The 25649-nt window shown below is 41.4% G+C and carries 25 protein-coding genes and 11 tRNA genes; 9 read left to right on the forward strand and 27 right to left on the reverse strand.

Translation table 11 applies throughout. The annotated features are described in order from the left end of the window. Nucleotides 1-282: 282 nt before the first annotated feature. A complete protein-coding gene (locus tag QYG89_RS07455) occupies nt 283-2022 on the reverse strand; it encodes a methyl-accepting chemotaxis protein (RefSeq protein WP_404316147.1) in 1740 nt (579 codons plus the stop codon). A gap of 485 nt (nt 2023-2507) precedes the next feature. Here QYG89_RS07455 and QYG89_RS07460 point away from each other — a divergent pair, with 485 nt between their 5' ends. The 3 genes from QYG89_RS07460 to QYG89_RS07470 are packed head-to-tail and all read left to right on the forward strand — an operon-like array spanning nt 2508 to nt 5596. Then, nucleotides 2508-3701 (forward strand): efflux RND transporter periplasmic adaptor subunit, encoded by a 1194-nt coding sequence (locus tag QYG89_RS07460; RefSeq protein ID WP_404316149.1) that lies wholly within the window; start codon nt 2508-2510, stop codon nt 3699-3701. Next, entirely contained in the window at nt 3676-4362 is a 687-nt protein-coding gene (locus QYG89_RS07465; protein WP_404316151.1) for an ABC transporter ATP-binding protein, read from the forward strand. Before QYG89_RS07460 ends, QYG89_RS07465 begins: the two co-directional genes overlap by 26 nt. Further along, complete coding sequence (locus QYG89_RS07470) at nt 4355-5596, forward strand: ABC transporter permease (RefSeq protein WP_404316153.1); 1242 nt, start codon at nt 4355-4357, stop codon at nt 5594-5596. The genes QYG89_RS07465 and QYG89_RS07470 overlap by 8 nt, the downstream gene beginning before the upstream one ends. Before the next feature lie 349 nt (nt 5597-5945). Here QYG89_RS07470 and QYG89_RS07475 read toward each other — a convergent pair whose 3' ends face one another. The 3 genes from QYG89_RS07475 to fliD form a co-directional block, all read right to left on the reverse strand. Then, nucleotides 5946-7685, reverse strand: a complete 1740-nt coding sequence (locus tag QYG89_RS07475) for a methyl-accepting chemotaxis protein (RefSeq protein WP_404316155.1) — start codon at nt 7683-7685, stop codon at nt 5946-5948. Nucleotides 7686-7980: 295 nt separating this feature from the next. Next, complete coding sequence (locus tag QYG89_RS07480; RefSeq protein ID WP_404316157.1) at nt 7981-8367, reverse strand: hypothetical protein; 387 nt, start codon at nt 8365-8367, stop codon at nt 7981-7983. Nucleotides 8368-8512: 145 nt separating this feature from the next. Then, nucleotides 8513-10588, reverse strand: a complete 2076-nt coding sequence (gene fliD, locus QYG89_RS07485; protein WP_404316159.1) for a flagellar filament capping protein FliD — start codon at nt 10586-10588, stop codon at nt 8513-8515. A 290-nt stretch (nt 10589-10878) separates the two neighbouring features. Between fliD and QYG89_RS07490 the strand changes: the two genes are divergently transcribed. Together QYG89_RS07490 and QYG89_RS07495 are read left to right on the forward strand one after the other, a co-directional pair. After that, the gene (locus tag QYG89_RS07490) at nt 10879-12015 is read left to right on the forward strand and encodes a CAP domain-containing protein (protein ID WP_404316161.1); all 1137 of its coding nucleotides are present in this window, start codon (nt 10879-10881) and stop codon (nt 12013-12015) included. 316 nt (nt 12016-12331) lie between these two features. Beyond that, on the forward strand, nt 12332-12511 hold the full coding sequence (locus tag QYG89_RS07495; protein WP_404316163.1) for an aspartyl-phosphate phosphatase Spo0E family protein: 180 nt from the start codon (nt 12332-12334) through the stop codon (nt 12509-12511). 379 nt (nt 12512-12890) lie between these two features. Here the strand turns inward: QYG89_RS07495 and QYG89_RS07500 are convergent, their stop codons facing one another. From QYG89_RS07500 to QYG89_RS07535, 8 genes are all read right to left on the reverse strand, one after another. Then, nucleotides 12891-13316, reverse strand: a complete 426-nt coding sequence (locus QYG89_RS07500) for an Hsp20/alpha crystallin family protein (protein WP_404316165.1) — start codon at nt 13314-13316, stop codon at nt 12891-12893. Between the two features lie 30 nt (nt 13317-13346). Then, nucleotides 13347-13565, reverse strand: coding sequence for a spore germination protein (locus QYG89_RS07505; RefSeq protein ID WP_404316167.1), 219 nt, complete (start codon nt 13563-13565; stop codon nt 13347-13349). 56 nt (nt 13566-13621) lie between these two features. Continuing rightward, on the reverse strand, nt 13622-13990 hold the full coding sequence (locus tag QYG89_RS07510; protein WP_404316169.1) for a spore germination protein GerPE: 369 nt from the start codon (nt 13988-13990) through the stop codon (nt 13622-13624). Nucleotides 13991-14003: 13 nt separating this feature from the next. Then, nucleotides 14004-14180, reverse strand: a complete 177-nt coding sequence (locus QYG89_RS07515; RefSeq protein ID WP_404316171.1) for a spore gernimation protein GerPD — start codon at nt 14178-14180, stop codon at nt 14004-14006. Further along, complete coding sequence (gene gerPC, locus QYG89_RS07520) at nt 14177-14803, reverse strand: spore germination protein GerPC (protein WP_404316173.1); 627 nt, start codon at nt 14801-14803, stop codon at nt 14177-14179. The genes QYG89_RS07515 and gerPC overlap by 4 nt, the downstream gene beginning before the upstream one ends. Before the next feature lie 48 nt (nt 14804-14851). After that, nucleotides 14852-15064: a spore germination protein GerPB gene (locus QYG89_RS07525; RefSeq protein WP_404316176.1), complete on the reverse strand. Its 213-nt coding sequence runs from the start codon at nt 15062-15064 to the stop codon at nt 14852-14854. 26 nt (nt 15065-15090) lie between these two features. Beyond that, on the reverse strand, nt 15091-15312 hold the full coding sequence (locus QYG89_RS07530) for a spore germination protein (protein WP_404316178.1): 222 nt from the start codon (nt 15310-15312) through the stop codon (nt 15091-15093). A gap of 360 nt (nt 15313-15672) precedes the next feature. Beyond that, nucleotides 15673-16293, reverse strand: a complete 621-nt coding sequence (locus QYG89_RS07535) for a DUF3298 and DUF4163 domain-containing protein (RefSeq protein WP_404316180.1) — start codon at nt 16291-16293, stop codon at nt 15673-15675. 402 nt (nt 16294-16695) lie between these two features. On the opposite strand from QYG89_RS07535, the gene QYG89_RS07540 reads away from it, so the two are divergent. Next, on the forward strand, nt 16696-17454 hold the full coding sequence (locus QYG89_RS07540; RefSeq protein ID WP_404316181.1) for an IclR family transcriptional regulator: 759 nt from the start codon (nt 16696-16698) through the stop codon (nt 17452-17454). Nucleotides 17455-17509: 55 nt separating this feature from the next. Here QYG89_RS07540 and accC read toward each other — a convergent pair whose 3' ends face one another. From accC to pxpB, 4 genes are read right to left on the reverse strand one after another with little or no spacing between them, the layout of a single operon-like run. Further along, nucleotides 17510-18868 (reverse strand): acetyl-CoA carboxylase biotin carboxylase subunit, encoded by a 1359-nt coding sequence (gene accC, locus QYG89_RS07545; RefSeq protein ID WP_404316182.1) that lies wholly within the window; start codon nt 18866-18868, stop codon nt 17510-17512. A gap of 1 nt (nt 18869) precedes the next feature. Then, nucleotides 18870-19334, reverse strand: coding sequence for an acetyl-CoA carboxylase biotin carboxyl carrier protein (accB, locus tag QYG89_RS07550; RefSeq protein WP_404316183.1), 465 nt, complete (start codon nt 19332-19334; stop codon nt 18870-18872). Between the two features lie 14 nt (nt 19335-19348). After that, nucleotides 19349-20344, reverse strand: coding sequence for a 5-oxoprolinase subunit C family protein (locus QYG89_RS07555; RefSeq protein WP_404316184.1), 996 nt, complete (start codon nt 20342-20344; stop codon nt 19349-19351). Next, entirely contained in the window at nt 20341-21078 is a 738-nt protein-coding gene (gene pxpB, locus QYG89_RS07560) for a 5-oxoprolinase subunit PxpB (protein WP_404316185.1), read from the reverse strand. Before pxpB ends, QYG89_RS07555 begins: the two co-directional genes overlap by 4 nt. Nucleotides 21079-21369: 291 nt before the next feature. Between pxpB and QYG89_RS07565 the strand changes: the two genes are divergently transcribed. From QYG89_RS07565 to QYG89_RS07575, 3 genes are read left to right on the forward strand one after another with little or no spacing between them, the layout of a single operon-like run. After that, the gene (locus tag QYG89_RS07565; RefSeq protein WP_404316186.1) at nt 21370-22128 is read left to right on the forward strand and encodes a LamB/YcsF family protein; all 759 of its coding nucleotides are present in this window, start codon (nt 21370-21372) and stop codon (nt 22126-22128) included. A gap of 19 nt (nt 22129-22147) precedes the next feature. After that, a complete protein-coding gene (locus tag QYG89_RS07570) occupies nt 22148-23368 on the forward strand; it encodes an NRAMP family divalent metal transporter (protein ID WP_404316187.1) in 1221 nt (406 codons plus the stop codon). 21 nt (nt 23369-23389) lie between these two features. Beyond that, nucleotides 23390-24181: a putative hydro-lyase gene (locus QYG89_RS07575; RefSeq protein WP_404316188.1), complete on the forward strand. Its 792-nt coding sequence runs from the start codon at nt 23390-23392 to the stop codon at nt 24179-24181. A gap of 373 nt (nt 24182-24554) precedes the next feature. Here QYG89_RS07575 and QYG89_RS07580 read toward each other — a convergent pair. The 11 genes from QYG89_RS07580 to QYG89_RS07630 form a co-directional block, all read right to left on the reverse strand. Beyond that, nucleotides 24555-24628 (reverse strand) — tRNA-Arg (locus tag QYG89_RS07580). 24 nt (nt 24629-24652) lie between these two features. Next, nucleotides 24653-24740: transfer RNA gene (locus tag QYG89_RS07585), tRNA-Ser, on the reverse strand. A 15-nt stretch (nt 24741-24755) separates the two neighbouring features. Further along, nucleotides 24756-24827, reverse strand: a tRNA-Asn gene (locus QYG89_RS07590). 6 nt (nt 24828-24833) lie between these two features. Next, nucleotides 24834-24907, reverse strand: a tRNA-Ile gene (locus QYG89_RS07595). Between the two features lie 15 nt (nt 24908-24922). Beyond that, nucleotides 24923-24996, reverse strand: a tRNA-Gly gene (locus QYG89_RS07600). Between the two features lie 11 nt (nt 24997-25007). Continuing rightward, nucleotides 25008-25081 (reverse strand) — tRNA-Cys (locus tag QYG89_RS07605). Between the two features lie 12 nt (nt 25082-25093). Continuing rightward, a tRNA-Gln gene (locus tag QYG89_RS07610) sits at nt 25094-25168 on the reverse strand. Nucleotides 25169-25181: 13 nt separating this feature from the next. Continuing rightward, a tRNA-His gene (locus tag QYG89_RS07615) sits at nt 25182-25257 on the reverse strand. Nucleotides 25258-25274: 17 nt separating this feature from the next. Beyond that, nucleotides 25275-25359 (reverse strand) — tRNA-Tyr (locus QYG89_RS07620). A 35-nt stretch (nt 25360-25394) separates the two neighbouring features. Continuing rightward, nucleotides 25395-25470: transfer RNA gene (locus QYG89_RS07625), tRNA-Phe, on the reverse strand. Between the two features lie 49 nt (nt 25471-25519). Next, nucleotides 25520-25596 (reverse strand) — tRNA-Asp (locus QYG89_RS07630). Between the last annotated feature and the right edge of the window lie 53 nt (nt 25597-25649).

The following is a 25649-nucleotide window of genomic DNA, read 5'->3' on the forward strand; positions in this document are numbered from 1 at the left end:
ATTCTATAATTTTTACCATTTGATTTTATTATAATGAATCTTCCTTTTTAAGTACAAGCCCATCCTGCCGCCAATCGAATAACGCAGATCAATCGATAAAATATAGGACTTTGTTAAGCTTCCCTGTTGATTCCACCGGAGTCTCACGCCTTCCACTCCACATGGTTAAAGATAAAAAAAGAACTAGAGTGAAAACACTCTAATTCCTTTCTGCTTAATCTAATGTAGATTGGTCTATTCTTGGAGACGAACATATCAATGAGTATCGAATCATTCACCTGTTTACCACTTAAACCGATTCACCTGCTTCTGCAATTCCATTGCAAGCATAGATAATGAGCTGGCCGATGCTAAAATTTCTTCCATTGAAGCCAATTGCTCCTCAGCAGCAGTTGCAACCTTCCGGGTATGCCCCAGCGATTCCTTAGAAATTGCAGTAATGTTTGTAACTGTCGCTGAGACTTCCTGGGTACTAGCGGATATTTGTTCGGTTGTCGCCGCCATTTCATTTACTTGCTTGTCCATCTCCCCAAGAGAATCCACAATTTCCTTGAAATCCTCTTTTGTTCTCCCGACAATCACCAGCCCCGCCTGTACTTCTTTTTTCACTCTGTTCATGGAGTTGGATGAACGGACAATCTCTTCCTGAATCTCATGAATAAGCTGGGAAATTTGTGTGGATGATTGTTGAGACTGCTCTGCAAGTTTTCTCACCTCATCCGCTACTACGGCAAAACCTTTCCCATTTTCTCCGGCTCTTGCCGCTTCGATGGCTGCATTCAATGCTAGCAAGTTCGTTTGATCAGCAATTGTGGTGATCATTTTTGAAATCCCGCCTATTTCATTCGATCTTTTGTCGAGCAGCAGCAGCATTTCACTGCTTTCATTCACTGACTGTTCAATCATGCTGATCTGCTGAACCGTTTTCTCGACCAGTTCCCCGCCATGCTTTGCCTGCTTTGTAGCCTTTGCCTCTGTATTAGATAAGAGCACAGAACTTTCAGCAATGCTTTGAAGACTGCATGCAATTTCCTCTAAAGAATGAGAGCTTTCTTCTAAATTATTTGTGCTGCCCTCTGCTCCATTTGCTACCTCTTGAACAGATCCAGTAATTTCTTCCGTTGCTTTCCCCGTTTGTTCTGCACTTGCCGTTAATTGTTCGGCAGAAGCGGCTAACTGCTCAGTCGATTGATGAACTTGACTGATCAGCACTTTTACATGTTCTTTCATATAATTAAAGTCATTGGCGAGCCGGCCCACTTCATCTTTTGTCCTAACCTTCACTGGTGTACCGGAAAAATCCCCTTGGGCTGATCGGTTTAATTCCTCACTAATCAGCATAATCGGCTTCGTTAAACGCTTTGAAAAATAACTGACAATCACAATACCACTTATGACTGAAATGGCAGAGATCACGAAAACTAGCGTTAGTATCTCGGAAGCGCCGCTATTAAACTCTGATAAGTAAGCACCTGATCCGATAACCCATCCCCAATGCGGATCTACTTCAGCATAAGAAATCTTCGTTTCTACTTTATCAGTGGCGGGATTTTCCCATTGGTACGACACGTATCCGCCCTTTTTGCTCGTTTTCACTAATTCATCTGCTGCCATCGCACCATCTTCCGTCTTAATATCAGGAAAATCCTGCCCTTCATTTGTAGGGTGCATCACCGTAACAGCCTCTTCATCAATCGCCCAAATATACCCGCTGTCTTTCACCGTATACTCATTTTTTATCGTACGTTGATTCTCGGAATCTTTTTTACCTAATAACTCCCTGCGAAGACTCTCCTGCGCTTCTTCCAGGGTCATGTGTCCCGCTTCTACTTCAGCATTCAAAAGATTAATCATCCCAATAACCATTTTCACACTGTTTTCTAACTGTTCTTTTCCAGACTCATCTAACTGCTTTTTTGATACTTGGCAGGCTCCTGTGCCGATCACTAAAGCTGGAATCACTAATAACAATAGGCATAAAATAATGAACTTACTTCTAAGCGACAAAAACACATTCTTCATTCCATTTTCTCCTTATTCTCATTTTCCTTACTACCTGGTAGATGGGCTGTATTTTTTCAGCCCTCCTTTTTCAAGCTTTCTTTTCTTATATATCGGCATATCGGAATAAATCTGTATATATTCCTTTAATTTTATTCAAATATTCTAAACTTTCTATCTTCAATAAAAGGCATAGACACAGAAAGTAGATGTTTTTCACTTTAATACTTTGGCTTTGTTAACGTCCTGTTGATTTCCTCTTCAAGTGTTGGCTTTCTCAAAGAGTCTCTCACCTCTCGCTCTAACCAACAATACTTATTTTTCTATCTTGCTATTTATCTCTTTCACTCTATTACATAATTTAATCTACATGTAAAATTAATGAAATATTTGACATGAATTTGTTTATTAACTTCCAGTAACATGATAAAATTCATAATGTTACCTTTTTTTCGATAACATCATCTAGGAAACTAGCACGATGTTTTACTTTAGGAGGAAAAATAATGGGGAAGAAAAAATGGATCATTACTACGGCTGTCTTAGCAGCAGTCGTCTTGAGTATTGGAAGCTATGTTTTTTTAAAAAAGGGATCAGGTGAAGCCATGGAAGCGATCGAGCCGTTTCCCATTCAAGTAAGTGAATTGAGCGGCGGCGTGAATGGCAATGGCCAACTGTTCGCCGGTGTGGTAGAGCCGAAAGAAAAGCAAAAGATTATGCTAGAGCCGGAACGCGGAAAAGTAGATGAAGTATTTGTGAGCGAAGGCGATGAAGTCCAAAGCGGAGCTAAACTCTTTTCTTACAACAACCAAGAAGGACAAATGCAAGTGAAAGAAAAAGCTATTGATGTAGAAATGTCCAATATCACAGTCAATCAAAAAAAGGAAGAAATCAGCACATACCGCAAACAGCTGAAAAACGCGGCGGCGGAGGAGAAAAACGAACTTCAACAGCAGCTGAAGCAAGCGGAAGTAGATCTGAAAATGGCCAACTTGGAAGCACAAAAAGTAAAAATGGATTATGAAGAGTTAAAGAAAAAGATCAATAATCATATCGTCACAGCCAAGGTGAATGGGATCATTCAAAAAATTGATACGGAACAACAACAGACAGATCAAGAAAATGGGGGAGCAAACAGCAGCTCATTTATGGAAATTGTCAACACAGATGCTGTTTACGTGAAAGGAACGGTAAACGAGCTAGTAAAAGACGAATTACAAATCGGCCAAGCCGTCCGTGTAGTCAGCCGTAAAAACCCTGAACAGCAATGGTCTGGGAAGATTGCAGAAATTGGAAAACTCCCTTCAGAAGAAAGTGACGGCGAATCGTTTATGGATTATGAAGACCCATCCAACCCAACTGCCTCTAATTATCCATTTAAAGTACAGCTAGACAATCATGATGGATTGGACTTCGGTTATCACGTTTTCATTGAATTAGCAGGTGAAGCTGCTGAATCACAAGAGATCGTACTTCCAACGGACATGATTATGCAAGACGGTAAAAAAGCTTCGGTTTGGAAAGTAAAAGACGGTGCCCTCACAAAGCAGGAAGTAGAATTGGGAGCTGAAATGGAAGACGGAATGATGATCGTTGTTAGGAAAGGTCTAACCCTCGATGATTATGTTGTGTTCCCAGATGATTCACTAAAAGAGGGAAAGAAGGTTACAACGGATGCTGCAACTGAAGAACCTTTATAAATCATATAAACAAGGAAAAGAAGAAATTCCGATCCTGCATGATATTCACCTTACGATTGAACGCGGGGAATACGTATCGATTATGGGTCCTTCCGGTTCAGGGAAATCCACACTGATGAATATTATCGGCTGTTTAGACACACCTTCTTCGGGAGAATACACACTCGATGGAATGAATATGCTATCAGGCAAAGAAAACAGGCTCGCAGCGATCCGCAACAAATACATTGGATTTGTGTTTCAAAGCTTTAACTTGCTGCCCCGCTCCTCTGCCCTTGAGAACGTAGAATTGCCGCTTATTTATGCGAAAGTTGATAAGAAAGAACGAAAAGAGCGGGCCATCGACGCGTTAACGAAAGTCGGTTTAGAGGAACGCCTTCATTTTAAACCGACCGAATTGTCAGGCGGCCAGAAACAGCGGGTCGCTATTGCGAGAGCGATCGTCAATCACCCAAAATTCGTCCTGGCCGATGAACCGACCGGCGCGCTCGATTCCAAATCGAGTGCACAAGTCATGGACATCTTTACGAAGCTGAATGAAGAAGGAGTCACCGTCGTTCTCATCACCCATGAACAGGAAATCGCGGAATACACGAACCGAACCATTCTCCTCCGCGATGGCCGGATTCTACAGGATGAAAGGAGAATGATCCATGTTTGATAACATTAAACTTTCCTTTCAATCTATTTACGCTCACAAAATGCGTTCGATTTTGACGATGCTGGGTGTCATTATCGGCATCGCCTCGATTATTGCGATCGTATCGATGATCGAAGGGCAGAAAGAAAGCTTAAAATCCGAAATGATCGGCACGGGAAACAACTCGATCACTGTCATGTTTCAATCAGATATGAATCCCGGCATGATGGGAGAATACATTGGAGACGTTCAAGAAGAGCCTCCTCCTAATGCACTGCCGCCCATCACGAAAGAGCGCCTGCAAGAAGCAGCCTCTTTAGACTTAGTGAAAAACGTCGCTGTCTTTTATCAAAGTTACGCGCAAGTGTTCCATTTAAACCATTTCTCTGATACAGACATTTATGCAGTGGATGACCGTTATCTTGCCTCCTTCCCTATCCGTATGATAGAAGGAAGAAAAGTGACTCCGACTGAATACAATCGCGGTCACCAAGTAACAATGATCAATGAAACAACAAAAAATAACTTATTTCCCGATGGAGAAGCAGTGAATAAAATCATTGAAGTAAATGCCGTCCCCTTTCGTGTCGTCGGTGTTTACCAAGAAGAGAAAAACAAAGAAAAGAACATGTTTGCTATGGACTATGAACAAGGGAAAATGCTCATTCCAACAGCGGCCTGGCCCCATCTTGGAAGCTTTAACGACATGCCGCAAATCATCGTGCAGACAGAACACTCTGATGATTTAGAAGCGGCCGGGCAAGCGGTGGCTTCTGTGCTGAATGAAGACATCCCTGCCGATTCGACTTGGCATTACAGCATTCCGAATCTTAATGAAATTATGGCTGATTTGGACGAGTTCAACCGCGCATTCTCCTTACTATTAGGCGGCATTGCCAGTATTTCCTTATTAGTAGGGGGCATCGGCGTCATGAACATTATGCTCGTATCCGTCACCGAACGAACACGTGAAATTGGCATTAAAAAAGCGCTGGGTGCGAAACGCTGGGTCATTTTGGCGCAGTTTTTAACCGAATCGGCCGTTTTGACGAGTTTAGGAGGCATCATCGGCATTTTAACTGGATTAGGAGGGGCCAAAGCCATCGCTCACTTCGCCCATCTCCCCTTTGCTATACCCGTTCCAGCCATTGTCGGCTCCGTGCTTTTCTCCATGGCAGTCGGCATCATCTTCGGACTGATTCCATCGCTGAAAGCAGCGAAGATGAAACCGATCGATGCCCTTCGTTATGAATAAGGGAATTTACAAGAAGGATGTCCCATGCGGCATCCTTCTTCTATATACAAGTCAGGCACAAAAAACAACACAAACTCTTTAAACAGCTCATGAATTAATTTTTTCTAGAGACCATTATAATCGAATCCACCGTGTCCGCTGGGCTTCTCGAGCACTAAGCTGTTTATCTTTAATGTACCACCTTCACTTATATGATACTCCTAATTAAATCCAACAAAGTTCAAAGGTGATCATTGAAAACTTATACCGTAATACAAGGAAGGCAATAAAAAAGCGCTGCCTAAAAGTAAGCCATTCACTCACTATTAAGCAGCACTTTCTATTTAGAACCTTATCACCGAACACTAGTCTACAGCTTAAATCGGTTCACTTGGTCCTGTAATTCCATGGCAAGCACCGATAATGAGCTTGCTGACGCTGTAATTTCTTCCATTGAAGCGAGCTGTTCTTCGGCAGCGGCTGCGACATTTTGAGTATACATCAACGTATTTTTTGAAGTATACGTAATGTTCGTAACAGTGGCGGACACTTCCTGGGTCCCAACAGATATTTGTTCCGCCGTTGCTGCCATTTCATTGACTTGTGTACCCATTTCTTGAAGAGAATTCATGATTTCTTGAAAATCCTCTTTTGTTTTTCCAACAATCACTAGTCCTGCCTGTACTTCTTTCTTCACTTGGTTCATAGAGTGAGTGGAACGAAGCATGTCGGCTTGGATTTCCTGAATGAGTTCAGAAATTTGTGTAGAGGACTGCTGCGATTGCTCCGCCAGTTTTCTTACCTCATCCGCTACTACCGCAAATCCTTTTCCGTGTTCCCCCGCCCTTGCCGCTTCAATTGCTGCGTTTAACGCTAATAAATTGGTTTGATCAGCAATCGCTGTAATCACTTTAGAAATTTCACCGATTTCATTTGACCTTTGATCAAGCAGTAAAAGTACATCATGACTTTCATTGACCGAGTGTTCAATAATGTTGATCTGTTGAACCGTTTCTTCCACAAGCTCTTCACCATGTTTAGCTTGTCGGGTTGCCTTTTCCTCTGTTGCAGCAATCGCATGAGAACTGGCTGCAATGTTTTGGATACCCATTGCCACTTCCCCTAAAGAATGAGCACTTTCTTGTAAATGATTCGTATTGCCTTCTGCACCATCTGCTACCTCTTGAACAGATTCGGTAATTTCCTCAGTGGCTCTACTCGTTTGTTCCGCACTGGCTGTTAATTGTTCCGAAGAAGCAGCTAATTGCTCCGTCGATTGATTCACTTGACTGATCAGTGTTTTAATATTTTCTTTCATATGATTAAAATCTTTCGTTAATCCGCCTACTTCATCTTTTGTACGAATGTCCACAGGTTTACCAGAAAAATCCCCGTCGGCCGCTCTTTTCAATTCCTCACTGATCAGCAAAATCGGCTTCGTTAACCGTTTGGAAAAATAACTGATCACGATCACACCGATGGCTATAGCGATGGCGGAAATGATAGAAACTAGCACTAATATGTTCGCAGCGCCGCTATTAAACTCGGACGAATAGGCTCCCGAACCAACGATCCATCCCCAATGCGGGTCCTTTTCAGCATAGGAGATTTTCGTTTCTACTTTGTTCGTATTAGGATTCATCCATTTGTACGTAACGTACTCACCCTTTTGACCTGCTTCTACCAATACCTTGCCCAGCATAATTCCGTCTTCCGTCTTCAGATCAGTAATGTCTGCCCCCTCACTTGAGTGATCCATTACTGTTATCTGATCCTCAGTAATCGCCCAGATGTCCCCCGTTTCTTTCACTCTATATTGTTCTTTCATTGTTCGCTTCCCATCGGAATTCTTTTCGCTTAATAATTCCTGACGCAGCTTTTCCTGAGCTTCTTCCAGTGTCATATTCCCCGCTTCGACTTCGGCATTCAACAGATTGATCATGCCAATAACCATCTTTGTACTGTTTTTCAACTGCTCTTTTCCCGACTCATCCAGCTGGTTTTTTGCTATTTGATAAGCCCCTGCCCCAATCACTGTGGCCGTTATCACTAATAAACACAAACACAAAACCATTAACTTACTTCTAAGCGACAAAAACATGTGTTTCATGCGACGTTCCCCTTATCTGTTTTTTGTTCGTGAAAAATGCTCCAAATATTTCATATGGAATGATACTTTTGCATGACTTCCTTTCCGAATATGTTTTCTACACATATATGTATCGGCAGATAGTCATGAATTTGTACAAAATATTTAGAATTTTTCATTTACATTTAAGACTTTAGACTGACTAATGAGTATAACATCCACATAATGTATAAATTTTACATACAATCCCATATAGATAACAAAAAGTGCTGCCCGAAAGTGAGTGACTCACTTACTTTCGGACAGCACTTTCTATTTAAGATCTGATATAAGGCAATAGCTCCTGTTCAACCTCTCCAACCCACTTGTTAAAAGCCGGATAAATCGATTCCTTTACGATTTCTTCTTTTCTCTGCCGATCATTAAAAAAGCCATCGAGCAGAAAAAATTGTTCTACTACGATATCGAACTTTTCTATTTTGTTCCCTACGTCGAGCGGAAAGATTTTTTGTAAAATCCCATTCCCGCTCGTCACTTGAGGCAAGGCTGACAAAATATCGGACAACACTTGATCGCCTTCTGTTTTGCTGTAATCCTCAAAGCTTTCCATGACGTACTGGAATCCATCCTTTATCGTTGCTACTAATTCAACATACTGCCCAACAAAGACGAACTGTTCTTCTGTTAATCGTACTTTTTCCAATAGATTCACCTAATTTCATTTCTGTTCAAACCTTCTAGTTGTATATGCCTTCTGGCGTTGTTAAACATGCCTGTTGATTTCCGCTCCAATCAATAAATCAGCACAATCAATCATCATTAACATAGCCTGTTTTTAAACCTTATCCTTAACCACCAAACTGATTCATCAAGAACATCGACTGTTCATTAGAACGCTGAATCGCTTTTTCCATCGCGGTAAATTGACGCCAGTAACGGTCTTCCACTTGCTTGAGGCGGCCTTCGAAACCGTCTATTCTAGTGTTCAAGCCTTCTAGTGTGCGGCCGATGGCAAATTGTTTAAGCGTGGAGAAAGAGTTTCCTGCTTTTTCTTTCAGCTTGTCCATCGTACCATTCACGGTATCGTATAAACGCTGAACGATTCCTTTTTGTCCCTCTGTTGTTCCATCACCGCGGAAGAAGTTCTCGACCGATTCCGGATCTTCTTCAATTGCTTTACGAAGCTTAGCTTCATTAATTTCCAGTTTTCCGCCTTCCAAATAGTTGCCCGTCGTTGTGATCCCAAGCTTAGCCATCTGATTAAAGACACTCGATACTTTGTCATTCATAACAGGCTGAGAAAAACTCATACGCATGTTCGTTAAAACACTCGCCAACAGCGGATCGCGGCGCAATAAACCGCTCTTCGCTTTCTCCTCCCACTGCTCCTGCTGCTTATCAGACAGCTGCTCCCGCTGATCATCCGTCAGCGGCGTATAACCGCGGTATCTCTCTTCACTCGTCTTCTTTTGAATCTTATCGATCAATTCATTATATTTGTTGACGAATTCCTTAATGTTTTCAAACACCTGGTTGCTGTCATTGTTAATGGAGATACTAACAGGCTGGTTATCTTCAAATTTCTGCTTTAATGTAAATGTGACACCGTTCATTTCGAAAGTGTTGGAACTTCGATTAGTTTTAATACCATTTATAGTAAAATCAGCATTTGTTCCTGCTGTCACCACTGCAGTCTCATCAAATTTTAATAGCTTCTCCATGAAGTCACCTTTGGCCGTGATATCATTTCCTGTTTTCGCAAATTTGCCTGTTTCCGTTCGATTCAATGTCATCTGTCCAGACTGCTGGTCATAAAACATGTTGATACCGACATTGGAACTGTTCACCCGACTGCTCAATTGATTAAGCGATTCATTCCCCTGTACAATAAAAGTTTCATGCATTGCACCCTTAGAAGTGGCGGTGTCTAAACTAAAAGTTGTATAGTTTTGATTATAATTAATCTCCACCGTATACTTTGGCCCTGTTGTTCCCGTCTCTGTCTTTGGAGGCAAATCCATTTTTCCATCAATGAATTCAATTTTCCCAGTCTTCCTATCCAAAGTCCCTACTTTATCATTAGGATCTGTACTACCTTTTTTAAATACATTTCCATCATTATCTACATCATATTCCTTTGTCTGAGCACCATCTACCTTAAGAACAAAAGAATTTATTGCATTGATCGAACCTTTCGAAAGCTGAATAGATTTCGAATCGTGAGCCAACGTTATCGTATCCGTTTTAGTCTCAGCGATATAGTCGATACGAACATTACTATCCTTAGCTACATTTTGTTTAAATTGAACATTTCCAGTACCATCTATAAATACATGGCTATTGTCTGTCTCATCAAGATTTCCCCATTCAGTTGGGTCAGTAAGCACCTTATAACCTTTGCCATTCACTTTTACGCTCCATGATGAAGCATCCAAAAACTTATCTCCTGGTATTTCAAGGTCAAATGTAGCCTTAGTTCCATCTGCCACAAATGATTTCGTTTCAACAGCTCCCTGCTTCCATAGGCCTATTTCTGTTTCGCTCGTCATCTGTTCGTACAGGCCCCGACTGGAATCAAGATTAATTTTACCACTATTTAAAACTCTTTCTGAGCTCGCCAGCTGCTCCACCTTACTAATCGAATAAGACCCCTGCCCAGCCGCACTGCTTGCTGTGGCTGTCACTCGTTCTGCGTTTGTGGATGATGTCGTTCTCGCCCGGTATTTAGTCGTCAGTTTCATCTGTGTTAATTCGGAACGGAAATCTAACAATAGTGTATTCATGGAACGGAAATCATCCCGCTGCCATTCGAGTACTTGTTTCTTTTGCTTCAATTTATCTAAAGGCATTCGTTCTGCTTTCATTAAGTCACTTACAAGCGAATCAATATCCATTCCGCTTGCCAATCCGCCAATTCGAACCATTTATATCCAACTCCTATATTTCTTTATTCACCGTAAGTCCCTGTATCATGGTGACTCTCTCTTCTCATTATATCGGTTAGATTAGGAAGAGTTTAACTATATTAATGAAAGAATAGAACGAAAGTAGCAGATTTTGTAAAAGTAAAAAGCGCCTGTCTGCCTAATGGAAATTGGCTTCACGGGCACCATAAATAGGCAAACGCCTTTTAATATGAATCGTAATGGTTAAAACTTATAATTAAGAAAGGTACAGACGTACCTCGCATTCATTTAGAAAGGAAGGCATCACATTGAGGAGGCTATTTGTCACTTTACTGCTTTTATTCCTTTTATTTGTCTCTTGGCCTTTTATTGAAAAACAGCTCGGAAAAACAGACACTCTCCCTTCATTGGAGAATATTAAAGAGGATATCCTGGCTCTCAAAGAAGATCCAGCGGTTGCAACAGCATTGGACACTCTTTATCAGAGCTTTTACCAGCTGATCATGGAAGTAGATGATACCGTCACTGCCCTTTCACAACAACAATCGGAAACGACACCCGTGGAGAAGCCTCATTTAGAAAAGCCGGCGAAACAAGCTTTCTCAGTCCACAACATTGAACTGCTGGATAGTAAGGAAAAAGTAGAGCAGCTGGTCGGGCCTCCGAAACGCTCGTCTTATAACGAGTATGGAACCGAATGGCACACCTATCACAAAGACTATCAAAACTTCATGATGGTCATCTATGATGAAGAAAATAAAGTAGAGGGGCTTTATACCAATCAAGATTTAATTGCGTCCGTAAGCGGGATTAAGCTGGGAACTCCAAAGGACACCGTTCTTCAATCATTAGGAACGCCGTTAAGTGGCATGCGCAAAGGGCTCGTCTTTCTTCAATTTGAAAAAGATCGTGACTACGACGTATTCGATATGGATGACAGCTACGTAACGGTTTTTTACGACAAGCATGAGAACAATACAGTAACGGCCATTCAGATTATCAGCAAACATTTGGAACAGAAAAAGAATGACGTTTACACAGAAGGAAGCAAGCAGCTAGAAGAAGGCTTTGCGTACCAACTGTTTGACTTGACGAACGCAGCCCGCGTGAATCACCGCCTCCCGATTTTGACATGGGACGATGAAGTGAAAGAAACGGCAAAAAAACATAGTATAGATATGGCTGCGCATCATTACTTTTCCCATACGAACCTGCAGGGACAGTCTCCATTTGACCGAATGGATAAGGATCACATTTTCTACACGGCAGCTGGAGAAAACCTTGCCTATGGACAATTTAACAGCATCTTTGCACACGAAGGACTCATGAACTCCCTCGGACACCGGGAAAACATCCTTCGACCAGAATATCGCTTTCTAGGTGTGGGTGTTGCCTTTAATGAGAAATTCCAGCCTTACTATACAGAGAACTTCTTTAGGAGATAAGGGCTGGGCGACCGTATATCGCTGAATCTCGACCGTATTTCCGACATAGTCGACCGCATCTGCCGCACGATCGACGGAAAACCAATGAATGTTGACCGCAAAAACAAAGGGCTGCCATACAGCCGGTCTCTCCTGACTGTATGGCAGCCCTTTGTTTTGTCATCTCCTGAACATTTCTTGACTCCCGCCTATTAAATAAAATGGAGTTTTTCTAGAACTTTTGTCGAACCCCTTTTCTGTATGACCTAGGAGTCATATAATGTTAAATAACACGAATATTCTCAAAACTGTACTATTAGATTAGGAGAAGATGAGAATGATGAACAATGAAACAGTTAATGAATTAATGGACCAAATTAATACTGTCCGGCATTTAATGATTTCTGCTGGATTATCTAAAGGTCTGACTAATGATGAAACAATTAAATATAGCGAAGAACTAGATATATTGATTAACAAATATCAGTTACTAGCCTTGTCTTCATACGCCAGCTGAAAATTTGAGCCCTTGAAATGAGGCATCAAAGATTTTATCATGAAGCCGAGCTTTGATAGGTTTATTTTCTTATGAAACAATGCGGATTCATATGGATACAAAGGTGCGCAGCAGGATTCTATGAAAAATCCAAAGAAGAAGCTATTACCTGCCATTCCCCTCTGTCCCCTCCACACGTGCGCTGGCACAGAAATAACAGAACAAGCGGTATCCGTCCGCCTGTTTGCTTGTGAATGAGCTGCCTAGTTTTGTACATAACTGACTCATCAATCGATACCGATTGGCCATTCCCGCTTTCTCTTTTTTATTTCCCCCTTCCCCCCACAAAGATGGCCTGGTGATTCAGTGAGAAACGGATCACCAGGCCATTACTATAGCTTTATTCGCCATCCTTAATTAAAATGCTTTGGCTGTCGCTGCGCGGGATAAGGCGGAATAAGTGAACGGCGAGCAGCCCCCTTTTATAGGAAGCATCAATCCGATCTGTTCGTACGGAAAATGGCAAATTAATCATCCGCCTGAATATCCCTTCGTTAAATTCTTCTTGAACGATACGAAATCCGCTATGCTCGAGGCGGATGTCACAGCTGACTTCCAATGTCCTTTCGTGCACATTCAAATGAATATCCTCTACTTTTTTGACTCCTGGGAGAAGAAACAAACACATAAGCTCATCTTTGGATTCGTATAAATTCACGCGCAGCTGATGTTCTGCTCCTTTAAAATAATGATTGAGTTTCCCTTCCATTTCCCCTTCAAAAAACTTTTTAAAGAAAGAATCCCATCCATTAAAGTAATGATCCACGGATATTCACCACTTTTTCTCAATGTGTCATCACACATTTCCGGCTTGGTTTTGATCGACCGCATCAGGGTCCGCCACGTTGCTTACACTGATTCCATTATTCGTAATGATAAAATCCCCTGTATTCCCCCCGCCTGAACCCGCTACACTCTTAGATGTACTTTTTGGAGAAATATTCAAAGCATCCCCGAAGTTCATCACTCCGCCATTGGAATTCACCTTAAACGGCCCGCTAATAATTGAAGGCATAAGAACACCCTTTTCAGTGCATAGTTCTCCTTACGATCACAATGAAGAACATGCTTTTATTCATGTAACAATTGTCGAATATGTTTGATTCTCGAATCCGCATGAATCATTCCCGTTGATCCGATGTGCAGCACACTGGATGAAGCGACCCCAATGATATTAATATGTCCTACACGGATGAAAGGAGAAAGATTGTATCTTGTAAAAGCAAGGTTCTCATCTGTTTTTAGAACCGGAATCGCTTTTGAAAAAATCGGATAATCTTCAAAATTCCCTTCATTTCCGTAAAAGAGCTCTGTTTGACGTTGGACAGCTAACACACGATTCCCTAGTTTCATAGCAGCAGAGTCACCAATTTCTACAACCGAGCTGTCAGATACGGTGACCACGCGAATATGTTTAACGACGGATGTTCTCTTAAACAATGGAACACCTCCTCTACCCAGAAGAAAGAGGAACAAAAGGTCCGATCATTAAAGACTCAAGCGGTGTATCAAAAACAGATGACAGCGTAATCGAATCCGTATCGCCAACTAAAGTAACGGAGGAACTCGACACTCCTCCAATCTCTATATGATTGACACAAATATTTTCATTAACGACCGTGAAGTTCATTTCAGAAATCCTCCCTCCTTCGGCAGCTGAGCAATAAATTCATCATATGTCTTATGAATATCTTCCTTTACTCTACGGACCGTTCTTTCTTCCACCTCTGCCAGCTGTTCTTTCTCCATATGACTCATGTTCATTTGGTTGAGATAATAATGAACACGTGAATCAATCTGCTTTCTAATATCGTCAATAATATATTTCCGGTAATCGGCATCTAACAGCTGATTTTTCTTCTGCTCAATCTCCCTCAGAGCTGGATAACAATCCCCATTTAAATACTCATGAACTTGCCGCTGAATGTTTCCAAATAACATTAGCCGCTGCTGCGGGTTCATGGACGGAACGGTTACTTCGTTTTGATCAACGGAAAAATCTTCAATCGTCCCATCCCCGCTGTGAGGCGTGATGCCGATATTTAACGTACCTTCCAGCCTTTCCACTTTTAATTGATCAAATTTATATTCAATTCTTTCAATCTTGGACCACTGGTTTTTTTTTAACGATTGAACTTCCTGCCGAAGCTTTTCTACATCCGCTTCCAGCTGAGTGATTTTGCTCCTCTGAAATTCCATTTGCTCATATATTTTTTGGAGATTATGTATCATATGAGAATAATCAAAATACATAAAATCTCCCCCTTACAGCTAGATTATAAAAAATGTTCGTTACGATGATTAAGTACGAGCCGGTGGAGTAAGCGGAACAAAAAAAGGGCGCGGTGCCGGCTCCCTCGCTTCTGGAGCCGGTTCAGTAAATCCCCCCGTATTATAAAGATTGGACAACGCTTTAATCATGCCGGCACTGCCGATTTGCAAAAAGGAAGAGTTGGAAATCGCATCAATTTTTAAGTTGTGGATCACGATGCTTTGATGAATATGAACATTCATGCGATCTCCTCCTTTGTCAAACATGTTTAAATCACCGTCTCAATGTTTGAATCGGCCCCGTCTGTGTCATACGTATTCGTGGAACTATATTCATTTCTTACGCGCATTCCATCCCCTGTATTAAAAGAACCCGCTCCAGCAAAGGTTTTGGCTGTGCTGGATGGAGAAATCGTATACACGTCACCGATATTGAAAATGCTGCTGTTCCCTATACTAATTACCTTTACCGCTCCTACGATTGCTGGCATTGATCCCATCCCTTTTGAAAAGCGATTACTACTAGTTACAGTATGAAGAAACAGAATAAATGTGATAACATGAAACTTCCATCAGTGGGGGGTTTTCTTCCTCCCCACTGATGGTTAGTTGAATGGATCGGGCGTTTACTGGCAGTTGATCCTCCACCTATGCTTCTTAGAAACAATCTACACCCCTGAGCTGGGGATCTTACTGCCAGTTAATGCGGGATAAACGTCTAGATAAGAAGGGAAAATTTCATACACTTACAGATAATATATTAACCAATCAAAAAAAAATGAAGGAATTCGCTGTTTTTTCGAACTCCTTCTTCCTGATAGGTGTTTGTCGCTGATTCCCTTTATGATTAGCTAGTTATTCACGGCCATCCGTCCAAGCGGGCCATTCTCGTCGATAATATCCTGTAAATCAAAGACAGAGATCGGAAACATCGGTAAGCCGACAACATAAGGAGTGATTTCGTACAGCTGAAAGTAGATCACGAGCGCTTTGTCAGCAATGTAAAAGTCTTGATTCGGCTGAATGGCTGTGAAACCGTCCAGGAGCGGAATATCCCGCTGTTTGATCTGCACACGGATCAAGTCAGAAAGTCTTTTCACATAGTCACTTCCCGGTTTAAATAAATCTTTCAGTTGACATAGCTTCCCTTGCTTCAGATCAAACGTCAACGACTTTATATACGTCATCCCGTGGGCGGCATGGAAGTGATACGTATAATTAGAGAGTGACAGACTCAAAACCTGGCGCTGGTTATTTTTGATTTCATACGATCCAATCATTTCCGTCACTGTCGTCGGCATATTCCCCACTTGCTGCTTGATGAGCTGCTGTGTTTGATAAGCAATCGTCTCGTTCATTGCTCTTTCCAGCCTCTGATTTTCCATACCGGTTACCCTAGGATAAAAGACGGTTTTATTCGGCCCGCCGCTGATTTTAACCGTTTCAATATTCACTGGTAACGCAATCGGCATCGTTCTTCATCCCTTTTTCATTTTAGTTCATCGTATTCTTGAAAAGGATAAAGGTGTGGAAAAAGGATAGGGACTTGCTGATGCGGGCGGAACACTAAATTCGCTTTCTCCTTCCATTTCTCTACTTCTTTAACAAGAAGTTTCGCATACTTTTTTAATGCTGCTAAGAATGGGGATCATTCAGAGATTGAAACATTAAATAGGATTTACATATTCAGTAATAAGGAGCGGCCATTCATCTAAGTTTTCTCTCACCTTCTACCTCTTTTAAAAATTTGATATGATAAGATTAAGCCGTATTGATCATTCGTTTTCCCACTTCCTATGTAGATAGTTTGGTAGTGGCCCCATTTTAAATTCTCAAATAGGCAAAGTATAATGTCTACATAAAGGAGATCAGTCATGTATAGTAAAAATAAAACAGTTGTCCGTTCCATGGATATTTTAAATTTATTTATAGATCATGCACAATTAACATTCCAAGAAATTATTGAGTTATCGGGCATTCCGAAAACTTCCGTCTATCGTATGTTAACATCTTTGGAGGAAATGGGATTCTTAGAAAAAGGAACAGATTCAAAATATCGATTAGGACTACTATTTCTTAATTTCGGTCATCTCGTTTCTTTAAGACTTGATATTCGGCAAATCGCCCTCCCCATTATGCAAGAGCTGCATAATGATGTAGATGAAGCCATTAATTTGATTGTTAAACAAGGCAATGAAGCTATATATATTGAAAAAATCGATACAAACCAAAAAGTCCGCTTATATACAGCCATCGGCAGAAGAAGTCCTTTATACGCTGGGGCTTGTTCTCGAATCATTTTATCTTTTTTACCAAGTATGGAAATTGATCACTATATTGAATCGGTTGACCTAAAACCTTTTGCGACGGGAACGATCACTGATAAAGAATGTTTATATCAAACGATTAGACAAGCTCAACAAGACGGTTACACGATTAGTCATTCTGAATTAGAGAATCATACATCTGCGATCGCTGCTCCTATTTTCGACCATAAAGGCGATGTCGTTGCCGGTATTAGTATTGCTGGTATTGAAGCGAATTATCAAAATGAAAATATATCTATTTTTGCAGAAAAAGTAAAGCGGGCGGCCCAACAAATTTCTGAACGATTAGGATATATTAAAGCATAAAAAAACATCCTCTATTTACCTGTTTTCTCAGGAATAAATAGGGGATGTTTTCGGTTTAGTTTTCTTCTATATCTAAACTATATGTTTCAAGAAAATTCGTATTAAAGTTTCCGCTTAAAAATACTTCGTTTTGTAAAAGGGCTTTATGGAATGGGATCGTTGTTGAAACGCCCTCTACAATAAACTCGTCTAAAGCGCGGACCATTTTCGCAATCGCTTCTTCTCTTGTTCTGCCATGGACAATTAACTTAGCAACCATTGAATCATAAAATGGAGGTATTTTATATCCTGCATACACCGCAGAATCTACTCGAACCCCAAAGCCTCCAGGCAACGTATATTCTTTTACTTCCCCTGGTGAAGGCATGAAATTTTTGGCTGGATTTTCGGCATTAATTCTACATTCCATCGACCATCCCGTCATCGTTACATCTTCTTGCTTCAATTGTAACGGATAGCCGGAAGCTGCTCGAATCTGTTCTTTAATCAAGTCGACTCCAGTAACCATCTCTGTGATCGGATGTTCTACTTGAATACGAGTGTTCATCTCCATGAAATAGAATGTATCTTCTTTGTGATCATATATAAATTCAACTGTACCAGCGCCCACATAATCAACTGCTTTTGCTGCTAGAACAGCCGCTTCCCCCATTTTTTCCCGGGTTTCGGGGGAAATAGCGGGTGATGGAGTTTCTTCGATGAGCTTTTGCATTCTTCGTTGAATCGTACAATCACGTTCACCTAAATGTATGACGTTTCCGTGCGAATCTGCCATGATTTGAATTTCTACATGACGAAAATCTTCGATAAACTTTTCTAAATACACCCCAGGATTTCCAAAGGCCGTCTCAGCTTCCTGTTGTGTGACCTCTATCCCTTTTTTTAATTCCTCTTGGTCGTAGGCCACCCGTATCCCTTTTCCGCCGCCGCCTGCTGTCGCTTTAATGATCACTGGAAAGCCTATTTTCTCTGCAATCTTTACACCTTCCTCATAATCTTTTATGATTCCGTCTGAACCAGGTACGATCGGCACGCCGGCTTCTTTCATCGTATCTCTGGCCACATCCTTGATTCCCATTTTTCGAATGGCTTGCGGCGAGGGGCCGATGAATGCAATACGGCAATCACGGCATAATTCAGAGAAATCCGCATTTTCTGCTAGAAACCCATAGCCGGGATGAATTCCATCCACTCCAGTGATCGTTGCAATACTTATGATATTAACCGTATTAAGATAGCTTTCTTTAGAAGGAGCTTTCCCTATACAATAGGCTTCGTCTGCTAATTTAACATGAAGCGCCTCTTTATCTGCTTCAGAATAAATAGCCACTGTTTGAATATTCATCTCTTTGCATGCTCTGATAATTCGGACAGCTATTTCCCCGCGGTTAGCGATCAATATTTTCTTCAACATATTATCCACTCACCTTTACAATAAATAAAGGTTGTCCAAATTCAATAATTTTCCCATCTTCAGCTAATATTTCTACTATTTCTCCGTCAACATCTGATACGACTTCATTAAACAGCTTCATTGCTTCTAACACACAAACTGGCTGGTTCTTTTCAACTATTGACCCTACTTGAACAAAAGGTTCTGCATCTGGGTTCGAACGTAAATAAAAGGTTCCAACCATAGGAGACGTGATTTGATGAAGGCCATCCTCTTTAGTTGATGGAGGCTGTTCTCCATCCATGATCGGTTCATCTATTGTAACCGTTTGTACTGCTTGAGTTTCTTGTTCTGCTAAATCTATTGCCACACTCACCGCATTCTGCTTTTGAAAATATAGTTTTATATCTTTGTTCTCTAATTTAAGTACATCGATAGAAGACTGCTCAATATAGTCAATTAATTCTTTGAACTCAGTTACTTTCATTGTGTCATTTCCTCTCATAAGTAAAGTCCTTTAAAGCGGATCCCTATTTTTATCTGATTGATGATTTGCTCTTTCTTTAATAATTCCATCTCTGCTTCTTCATGTGAAACTTCTTTGAAATGTATTTTGGCAGTTGGCTGCAGCTGCGCCATACTTGGTAAATCAGCTGAGATAATTTGACCGATCTTTGGATAGCCGCCTGTTGTTTGACGGTCCGCCATTAAAATAATAGGATGTCCGTTTGGCGGTACTTGAATGGTTCCGTGTGTGACACCTTCAGACAGTAATTCAAATTCCTTTTCTAAAGAAAGTGAAGGACCTTCCATTCGGTATCCCATCCGATCGGCTTGAGTCGTTAATGTGTAAGGTTCTTGAAAAAGTGTTTTTTTACTTTTTTCATCGAATCGATCGAACTCGGTGCCCCTTATCACACGTATCGTCTGGGTTTGCTGCAAACTGATAAGTGCATCATAATTAACTGTCCACGTAACGCCGCCATGTTTCTTACTTAATTTATCAAATAACAACGTACTAAACTCATTCATTTCGCCGCATTCAATGACATCGCCTTTTTGCAAAGCTCTGCCTTTAAATCCCCCTATTCCTGCGCGAAGGTATGTGCTTTTGCTTCCCATTACTTCCGGAATAGCCAGCCCTCCGGCAAAAGCTACATATGCCCGGCATCCTTTTAAAGGAGATTTGAATTGTAATATCGAGCCTTTTCTCACAAATAGCGGCTGCCATGTTGGCGCTTTCTCACCATCAATCTCAGCACGTAAATCGCCGCCTGTTATAGCGATTAACCTATCTTCTGCAAATTGAAGAGATGTACCAAATAAAGTAATTTCTAAAGCGCCTTCATTTTCTTGATTTCCTACTAGTAAATTTGCTGCTCTTAGCGAATATTTATCCATTGCTCCACTAACAATAACACCATACTGTTGGGAACCGTATCTTCCCAAGTCTTGTACACTTGTCAGCAGTCCCGGATTAAGCACTGTTACAGTCATAGCTTACTCTCCTTATACGCGTGATATTCTTCAGGAGAAATTTGAACAAATTTAATCTTGTCTCCAGCTTGCAGCAATGTCGGCGGCGAAAGATCTGGACGAAATAATTCCAATGGAGTACGCCCAATAATCTGCCAGCCTCCAGGTGTTTCTAATGGATAAACCCCTGTTTGTTTTCCAGCTATTCCGACTGACCCAGGTGCAATCGCTAACCTAGGCGTCTCTCTGCGAGGCGTTGCAATTCTTTCATCCATTCCTCCCATGAATGGAAATCCGGGAGCAAATCCTAACATATACACTAAACATTCACTTTGTGTATGTATTCGGATCACTTCTTCTGCCGATATCTTGTGATACGATGCTACATAATCTAAATCAGGACCATATTCCCCTCCATATAAGACAGGAATCTCAACTAGTCTTGCTTCCACACTTTTACTTTCATCCATCTGTTGAATTAATTCATTCACATGCGAACAAACTACTTGAAAAGAAGTGATTGGTGATTGGTGATTGACCAGGTTATTCATTACGACAACTGGGTTGTAATGGATTGTAATATTGTTAAAAGCCGGTACAGACTCCACAAATCCATCAAAAGGATTCATATTCAACAATGATGATAATGCCTGGACTTTTTGGTGAATAGCCGGGCTTATTCCTTCACCAAGCTGTACAATCAGCGCAGAATCACCTAAAGGTTTTATGTTGGCTTGGGTGAAACAATGACTCATTTCAACACCTCCATTAGTTTCTAAATTCGGTACTAACGTTCTTAAAAACGGATTATTTAAATTATAATTATTCAAAAATAAAAAAACAAGTGTGAAAATTTCATAATTGTTTCATTTCAGCATTTTCAATAATTTAAATAATAATATCTATTCAGATTTTTTTTTTTATGATAAACTAAATTTACTTTTCAAAACCATTGTTCCTCAATTCGGAACAATATGGATAATTATTTTGCAAGCGCTTACCTTTAATGAAGGGAAGTACAGTAAATATTGGAGGGGAAGAAAAGAATGTTTAAAGTCGATTTAAATTGTGATTTAGGGGAAAGTTTTGGCCGGTATAAACTTAGTGAACAACAAGAAATATTAAAATATGTCACATCAGCGAATATTGCGTGTGGTTTTCACGCAGGCGATCCAAGTGTGATGAGGGAAACGGTTCATCTTGCCATTAAAAATGGTGTGAAAATTGGTGCCCATCCTGGCCTGCCGGATTTAAATGGATTCGGACGCCGTGAAATGAATATTACACCCCAAGAAGCATATGATATGGTTGTTTATCAAATGGGTGCTCTTCAAGGCTTCTTATCTACATGCAATGAAACGATGCAGCATGTTAAACCACATGGGGCTTTGTACAATATGTCCGCAAAAGATGCCAAACTTGCTGAAGCGATTGCCCAGGCGGTCTATGACATCTCGCCGTCTTTAGTTTTATTTGGACTTGCTGGAAGTGAATTGACGAAAGCGGGAGAAAAGATCGGCTTACGTACAGCACATGAAGTGTTTGCTGACCGTACGTATCAATCTGATGGTACGTTAACTTCTCGTTCTCAGTCTGATGCTTTAATCACAGACCAAGAACAATCGGTATCACAGGTGGTGAAAATGGTGACAGAAGGAAAAGTCACTTCTCAACAACAGACGGAAGTTCCTTTAAAAGCAGACACCGTTTGCATTCACGGAGACGGTGAACATGCACTTGCTTTCGCGAAATATATTAAAGAAACATTAGAAAATAACAAGATTGTTGTTTCATCAATTATTTAAATAGAATGGAGACACCTTTATGGCAGAACAACAACATGAAAAAGTAAAAGCGAAAAAGAAGGCTAGTACGAGCGTCTTGCTCGGTGCCGCTTTTTTAATGGCTACATCATCGATTGGCCCTGGATTTCTAACTCAAACAACGGTATTTACTCAGCAATTAGCCGCAAGTTTTGCATTTGTTATTTTAATTTCATTACTTTTAGACGTTTTTGCGCAAATAAATGTTTGGCGGATCATTACTGTATCAGGACTGCGGGGTCAAGAGATCGCTAACAAAGTCCTTCCTGGATTAGGCGTGTTTTTAGCCGCTATTATTGTAATAGGCGGTCTGGCATTTAATATTGGAAACGTCGCCGGAGCAGGGCTTGGATTAAATGCTATGCTTGGAATTGATCCTATTATAGGAGCCATTATTAGTGCAGCATTTGCTATCTTTATTTTCGTCTTTAAAGAAGCTGGCAAAGCAATGGACAAAGCGGCTCAAGCGGCCGGTTTCGTTATGATCATCTTAATGTTGTATGTGGCCTTCGTGACATCACCGCCTGTTGGAGAAGCCATCGCTAATACGTTCGTTCCTGAAAAAATTAGTATATTCGCGATCGTAACACTCGTTGGCGGAACAGTCGGAGGATACATTACATTTGCCGGCGGGCATCGTCTGTTAGATGCGGGAATTAAAGGGGTTGAATCCTTACCTGAAGTAACAAAAAGTTCTATAACAGGCATCGCTGTTACAGGTATCATGCGTGTCGCGTTATTTTTAGCTGTACTCGGAGTTGTGTCGCAAGGGCTTGCCATTGACCCAGACAATCCTCCAGCTTCAGTGTTCCAGCTTGCTGCAGGCGATATTGGTTACCGAATGTTTGGTGTGATTATGTGGGCAGCTGCCATTACATCTGTCGTAGGTGCCGCTTATACATCGGTTTCATTTATTCGTTCATTCAGCCCAGTCATTGAAAAGTATCATAATTGGATTATTATCTTATTTATTTTAGTGTCAACGATCACGTTTTCTTTAGTTGGACGACCTGTCAATGTTTTATTATTAGTCGGGGCCCTTAATGCCCTTATTTTACCAATAGCACTAGGAACGCTGTTAATAGCTGCTTACAAGAAGAATATCGTTGGGGACTATAAACATCCACTATGGTTAACGATTTCAGGAGGATTCGTCGTACTCATCATGGGATATTTAGGGATCCGGACACTAATTGAACAAATACCATTATTATTTAAATAATATCGCAAGGAGATTTAGGATATGATCAACTATGAATATATGGCTCCAAGTGAAGTGAGAGAACTCATTCGTAAACAAGAAATTACAGAACCAACTGCGGGAATGTCAAAAGGATTCACCCAAGCAAATTTAGTTATTCTAAAAAAAGAATACGCCTTTGATTTCTTGCTATTCTGCCAGCGGAATCCGAAGCCGTGTCCTTTATTAGATGTCACAGAACCCGGCTCTTTCCATCCGAGTAAAATCGCTAAAGAAGCTGATATTCGCAAAGATATTCCTAAATATCGCATTTACAAAGATGGGGTTTTCACAGAAGAGACAACAGATATTACTGAATATTGGGAAGATGATATGGTCGGTTTCTTACTAGGCTGCAGCTTTACTTTTGAAACACCGCTTCTTGATAGCGGCATCCCTGTTCGACATATCGAAGAAAACCGGAACGTCCCAATGTATAAAACAAATATTCCTTGTGAAAAAGCGGGAGTATTTGAAGGTCCCACTGTTGTGAGTATGCGTCCAATGTCGCATGAGGATGCGATTCGCGCGATTCAAATTACTAGCCGCTTCCCTTCAGTACATGGATCACCTATTCATATCGGTGACCCTAGTCAAATTGGAATTGCTGATATTTCAAAACCTGATTTCGGCGATGCAGTCACAATCAAAGAAGGAGAAATTCCTGTTTTTTGGGCTTGCGGTGTTACCCCTCAAGCGGTAGCTTTACAAAGCAAACCTTCACTTATGATTACTCATGCTCCCGGTCATATGTTTATTAGTGACGTGCGAGACGAAAAATTTAGTGTTTTATAAAAGCTTAATCTAGGGATCCTGTTTAACTTTTTACCATCTGAACGACCTCCCTTCTTTGTAGTACTTTCTCTGAATAAAGGGAATGAAAGAGGAGGCTGTCTCATTTCGTTTGGAGACAGCCTCCTCTTAAAATTTCTACGTTTGTTTTTATCATTCTTCCTTCATGTTCAAATCCACTAAACACTTAAAGGCCATTTCATATACTTCATTGTCTTCACTATGACTAACCGTTAGAATGTCTGCAATCGCTTGCTCTGTTTCCTACGCTGCACCTATTGAACACTCGGACAATTCCCTGGACAAACAGAAAAAAGCTTCTTCGCTCGTCTATGTAGACGGTGAACGAAAAAGCTCTAATCATCTATTTCTTTTACGCGCCTTAGAGGATTCGAACCTCTGACCGTACGCTTAGAAGGCGTATGCTCTATCCAGCTGAGCTAAAGGCGCATGATGTCATGATGTAATGTAGAACGGAGAAGGAGGGATTTGAACCCTCGCGCCGCTTACGCGACCTACACCCTTAGCAGGGGCGCCTCTTCAGCCTCTTGAGTACTTCCCCATAAAAATAAAATAACTCCGCAGGCAAGATTCGAACTTGCGACCGATCGGTTAACAGCCGATTGCTCTACCACTGAGCTACTGCGGAATGGAGTGGGCCTGAATGGACTTGAACCATCGACCTCACGCTTATCAGGCGTGCGCTCTAACCAGCTGAGCTACAGGCCCATTTAGATAAATAAATGGAGCGGGTGATGGGAATCGAACCCACGACATCAGCTTGGAAGGCTGAGGTTTTACCATTAAACTACACCCGCCTGTCTAGAACTGGAGGCAGCAACCGGATTTGAACCGGTGATAAAGGTTTTGCAGACCTCTGCCTTACCACTTGGCTATGCTGCCTTTAAGATTGGATGGCTGGGCTAGCTGGATTCGAACCAGCGCATGACGGAGTCAAAGTCCGTTGCCTTACCGCTTGGCTATAGCCCATTAATCATATATATGGGGCGATCGAGGGGAATCGAACCCCCGAGTGTCGGAGCCACAATCCGATGCGTTAACCACTTCGCCACGACCGCCATAGCTATCTAGTAAATGGTGGAGGGGGACGGATTCGAACCGCCGAACCCTGAGGGAGCGGATTTACAGTCCGCCGCGTTTAGCCACTTCGCTACCCCTCCATATCTAATGAAAAAGAGAAATGAGAACATAAAAATGGTGGCTCAGGACGGAATCGAACCGCCGACACATGGATTTTCAGTCCATTGCTCTACCGACTGAGCTACTGAGCCACACAAGATATATATAGTAACAGTAGAGGTTAGTCTACTGAAAAAAATATGGCGGTCCGGACGGGACTCGAACCCGCGACCTCCTGCGTGACAGGCAGGCATTCTAACCAACTGAACTACCGGACCATGATTGCGGGGACAGGATTTGAACCTGCGACCTTCGGGTTATGAGCCCGACG

Source organism: Bacillus lumedeiriae, from assembly GCF_044891285.1.
Taxonomy (GTDB): Bacteria; Bacillota; Bacilli; order Bacillales; family Domibacillaceae; genus Pseudobacillus; species Pseudobacillus lumedeiriae.

Bases quoted from the DNA above. Each gene is read 5' to 3' on its own strand.
- QYG89_RS07540 (WP_404316181.1), top strand. From the start codon at position 16,696: ATGTATAGTAAAAATAAAACAGTTGTCCGTTCCATGGATATTTTAAAT.
- gerPC (WP_404316173.1), bottom strand. From the start codon at position 14,803: ATGTATTTTGATTATTCTCATATGATACATAATCTCCAAAAAATATAT.
- QYG89_RS07535 (WP_404316180.1), bottom strand. From the start codon at position 16,293: ATGCCGATTGCGTTACCAGTGAATATTGAAACGGTTAAAATCAGCGGC.
- fliD (WP_404316159.1), bottom strand. From the start codon at position 10,588: ATGGTTCGAATTGGCGGATTGGCAAGCGGAATGGATATTGATTCGCTT.
- QYG89_RS07475 (WP_404316155.1), bottom strand. From the start codon at position 7,685: ATGAAACACATGTTTTTGTCGCTTAGAAGTAAGTTAATGGTTTTGTGT.
- QYG89_RS07555 (WP_404316184.1), bottom strand. From the start codon at position 20,344: ATGACTGTAACAGTGCTTAATCCGGGACTGCTGACAAGTGTACAAGAC.
- QYG89_RS07465 (WP_404316151.1), top strand. From the start codon at position 3,676: ATGCTGCAACTGAAGAACCTTTATAAATCATATAAACAAGGAAAAGAA.
- QYG89_RS07525 (WP_404316176.1), bottom strand. From the start codon at position 15,064: ATGAATGTTCATATTCATCAAAGCATCGTGATCCACAACTTAAAAATT.
- QYG89_RS07575 (WP_404316188.1), top strand. From the start codon at position 23,390: ATGATCAACTATGAATATATGGCTCCAAGTGAAGTGAGAGAACTCATT.
- QYG89_RS07455 (WP_404316147.1), bottom strand. From the start codon at position 2,022: ATGAAGAATGTGTTTTTGTCGCTTAGAAGTAAGTTCATTATTTTATGC.
- QYG89_RS07565 (WP_404316186.1), top strand. From the start codon at position 21,370: ATGTTTAAAGTCGATTTAAATTGTGATTTAGGGGAAAGTTTTGGCCGG.
- QYG89_RS07505 (WP_404316167.1), bottom strand. From the start codon at position 13,565: ATGCCTTCAATTATTAGCGGGCCGTTTAAGGTGAATTCCAATGGCGGA.
- pxpB (WP_404316185.1), bottom strand. From the start codon at position 21,078: ATGAGTCATTGTTTCACCCAAGCCAACATAAAACCTTTAGGTGATTCT.
- QYG89_RS07495 (WP_404316163.1), top strand. From the start codon at position 12,332: ATGATGAACAATGAAACAGTTAATGAATTAATGGACCAAATTAATACT.
- accC (WP_404316182.1), bottom strand. From the start codon at position 18,868: ATGTTGAAGAAAATATTGATCGCTAACCGCGGGGAAATAGCTGTCCGA.
- QYG89_RS07570 (WP_404316187.1), top strand. From the start codon at position 22,148: ATGGCAGAACAACAACATGAAAAAGTAAAAGCGAAAAAGAAGGCTAGT.
- QYG89_RS07470 (WP_404316153.1), top strand. From the start codon at position 4,355: ATGTTTGATAACATTAAACTTTCCTTTCAATCTATTTACGCTCACAAA.
- QYG89_RS07515 (WP_404316171.1), bottom strand. From the start codon at position 14,180: ATGAACTTCACGGTCGTTAATGAAAATATTTGTGTCAATCATATAGAG.
- QYG89_RS07460 (WP_404316149.1), top strand. From the start codon at position 2,508: ATGGGGAAGAAAAAATGGATCATTACTACGGCTGTCTTAGCAGCAGTC.
- QYG89_RS07530 (WP_404316178.1), bottom strand. From the start codon at position 15,312: ATGCCAGCAATCGTAGGAGCGGTAAAGGTAATTAGTATAGGGAACAGC.
- accB (WP_404316183.1), bottom strand. From the start codon at position 19,334: ATGAAAGTAACTGAGTTCAAAGAATTAATTGACTATATTGAGCAGTCT.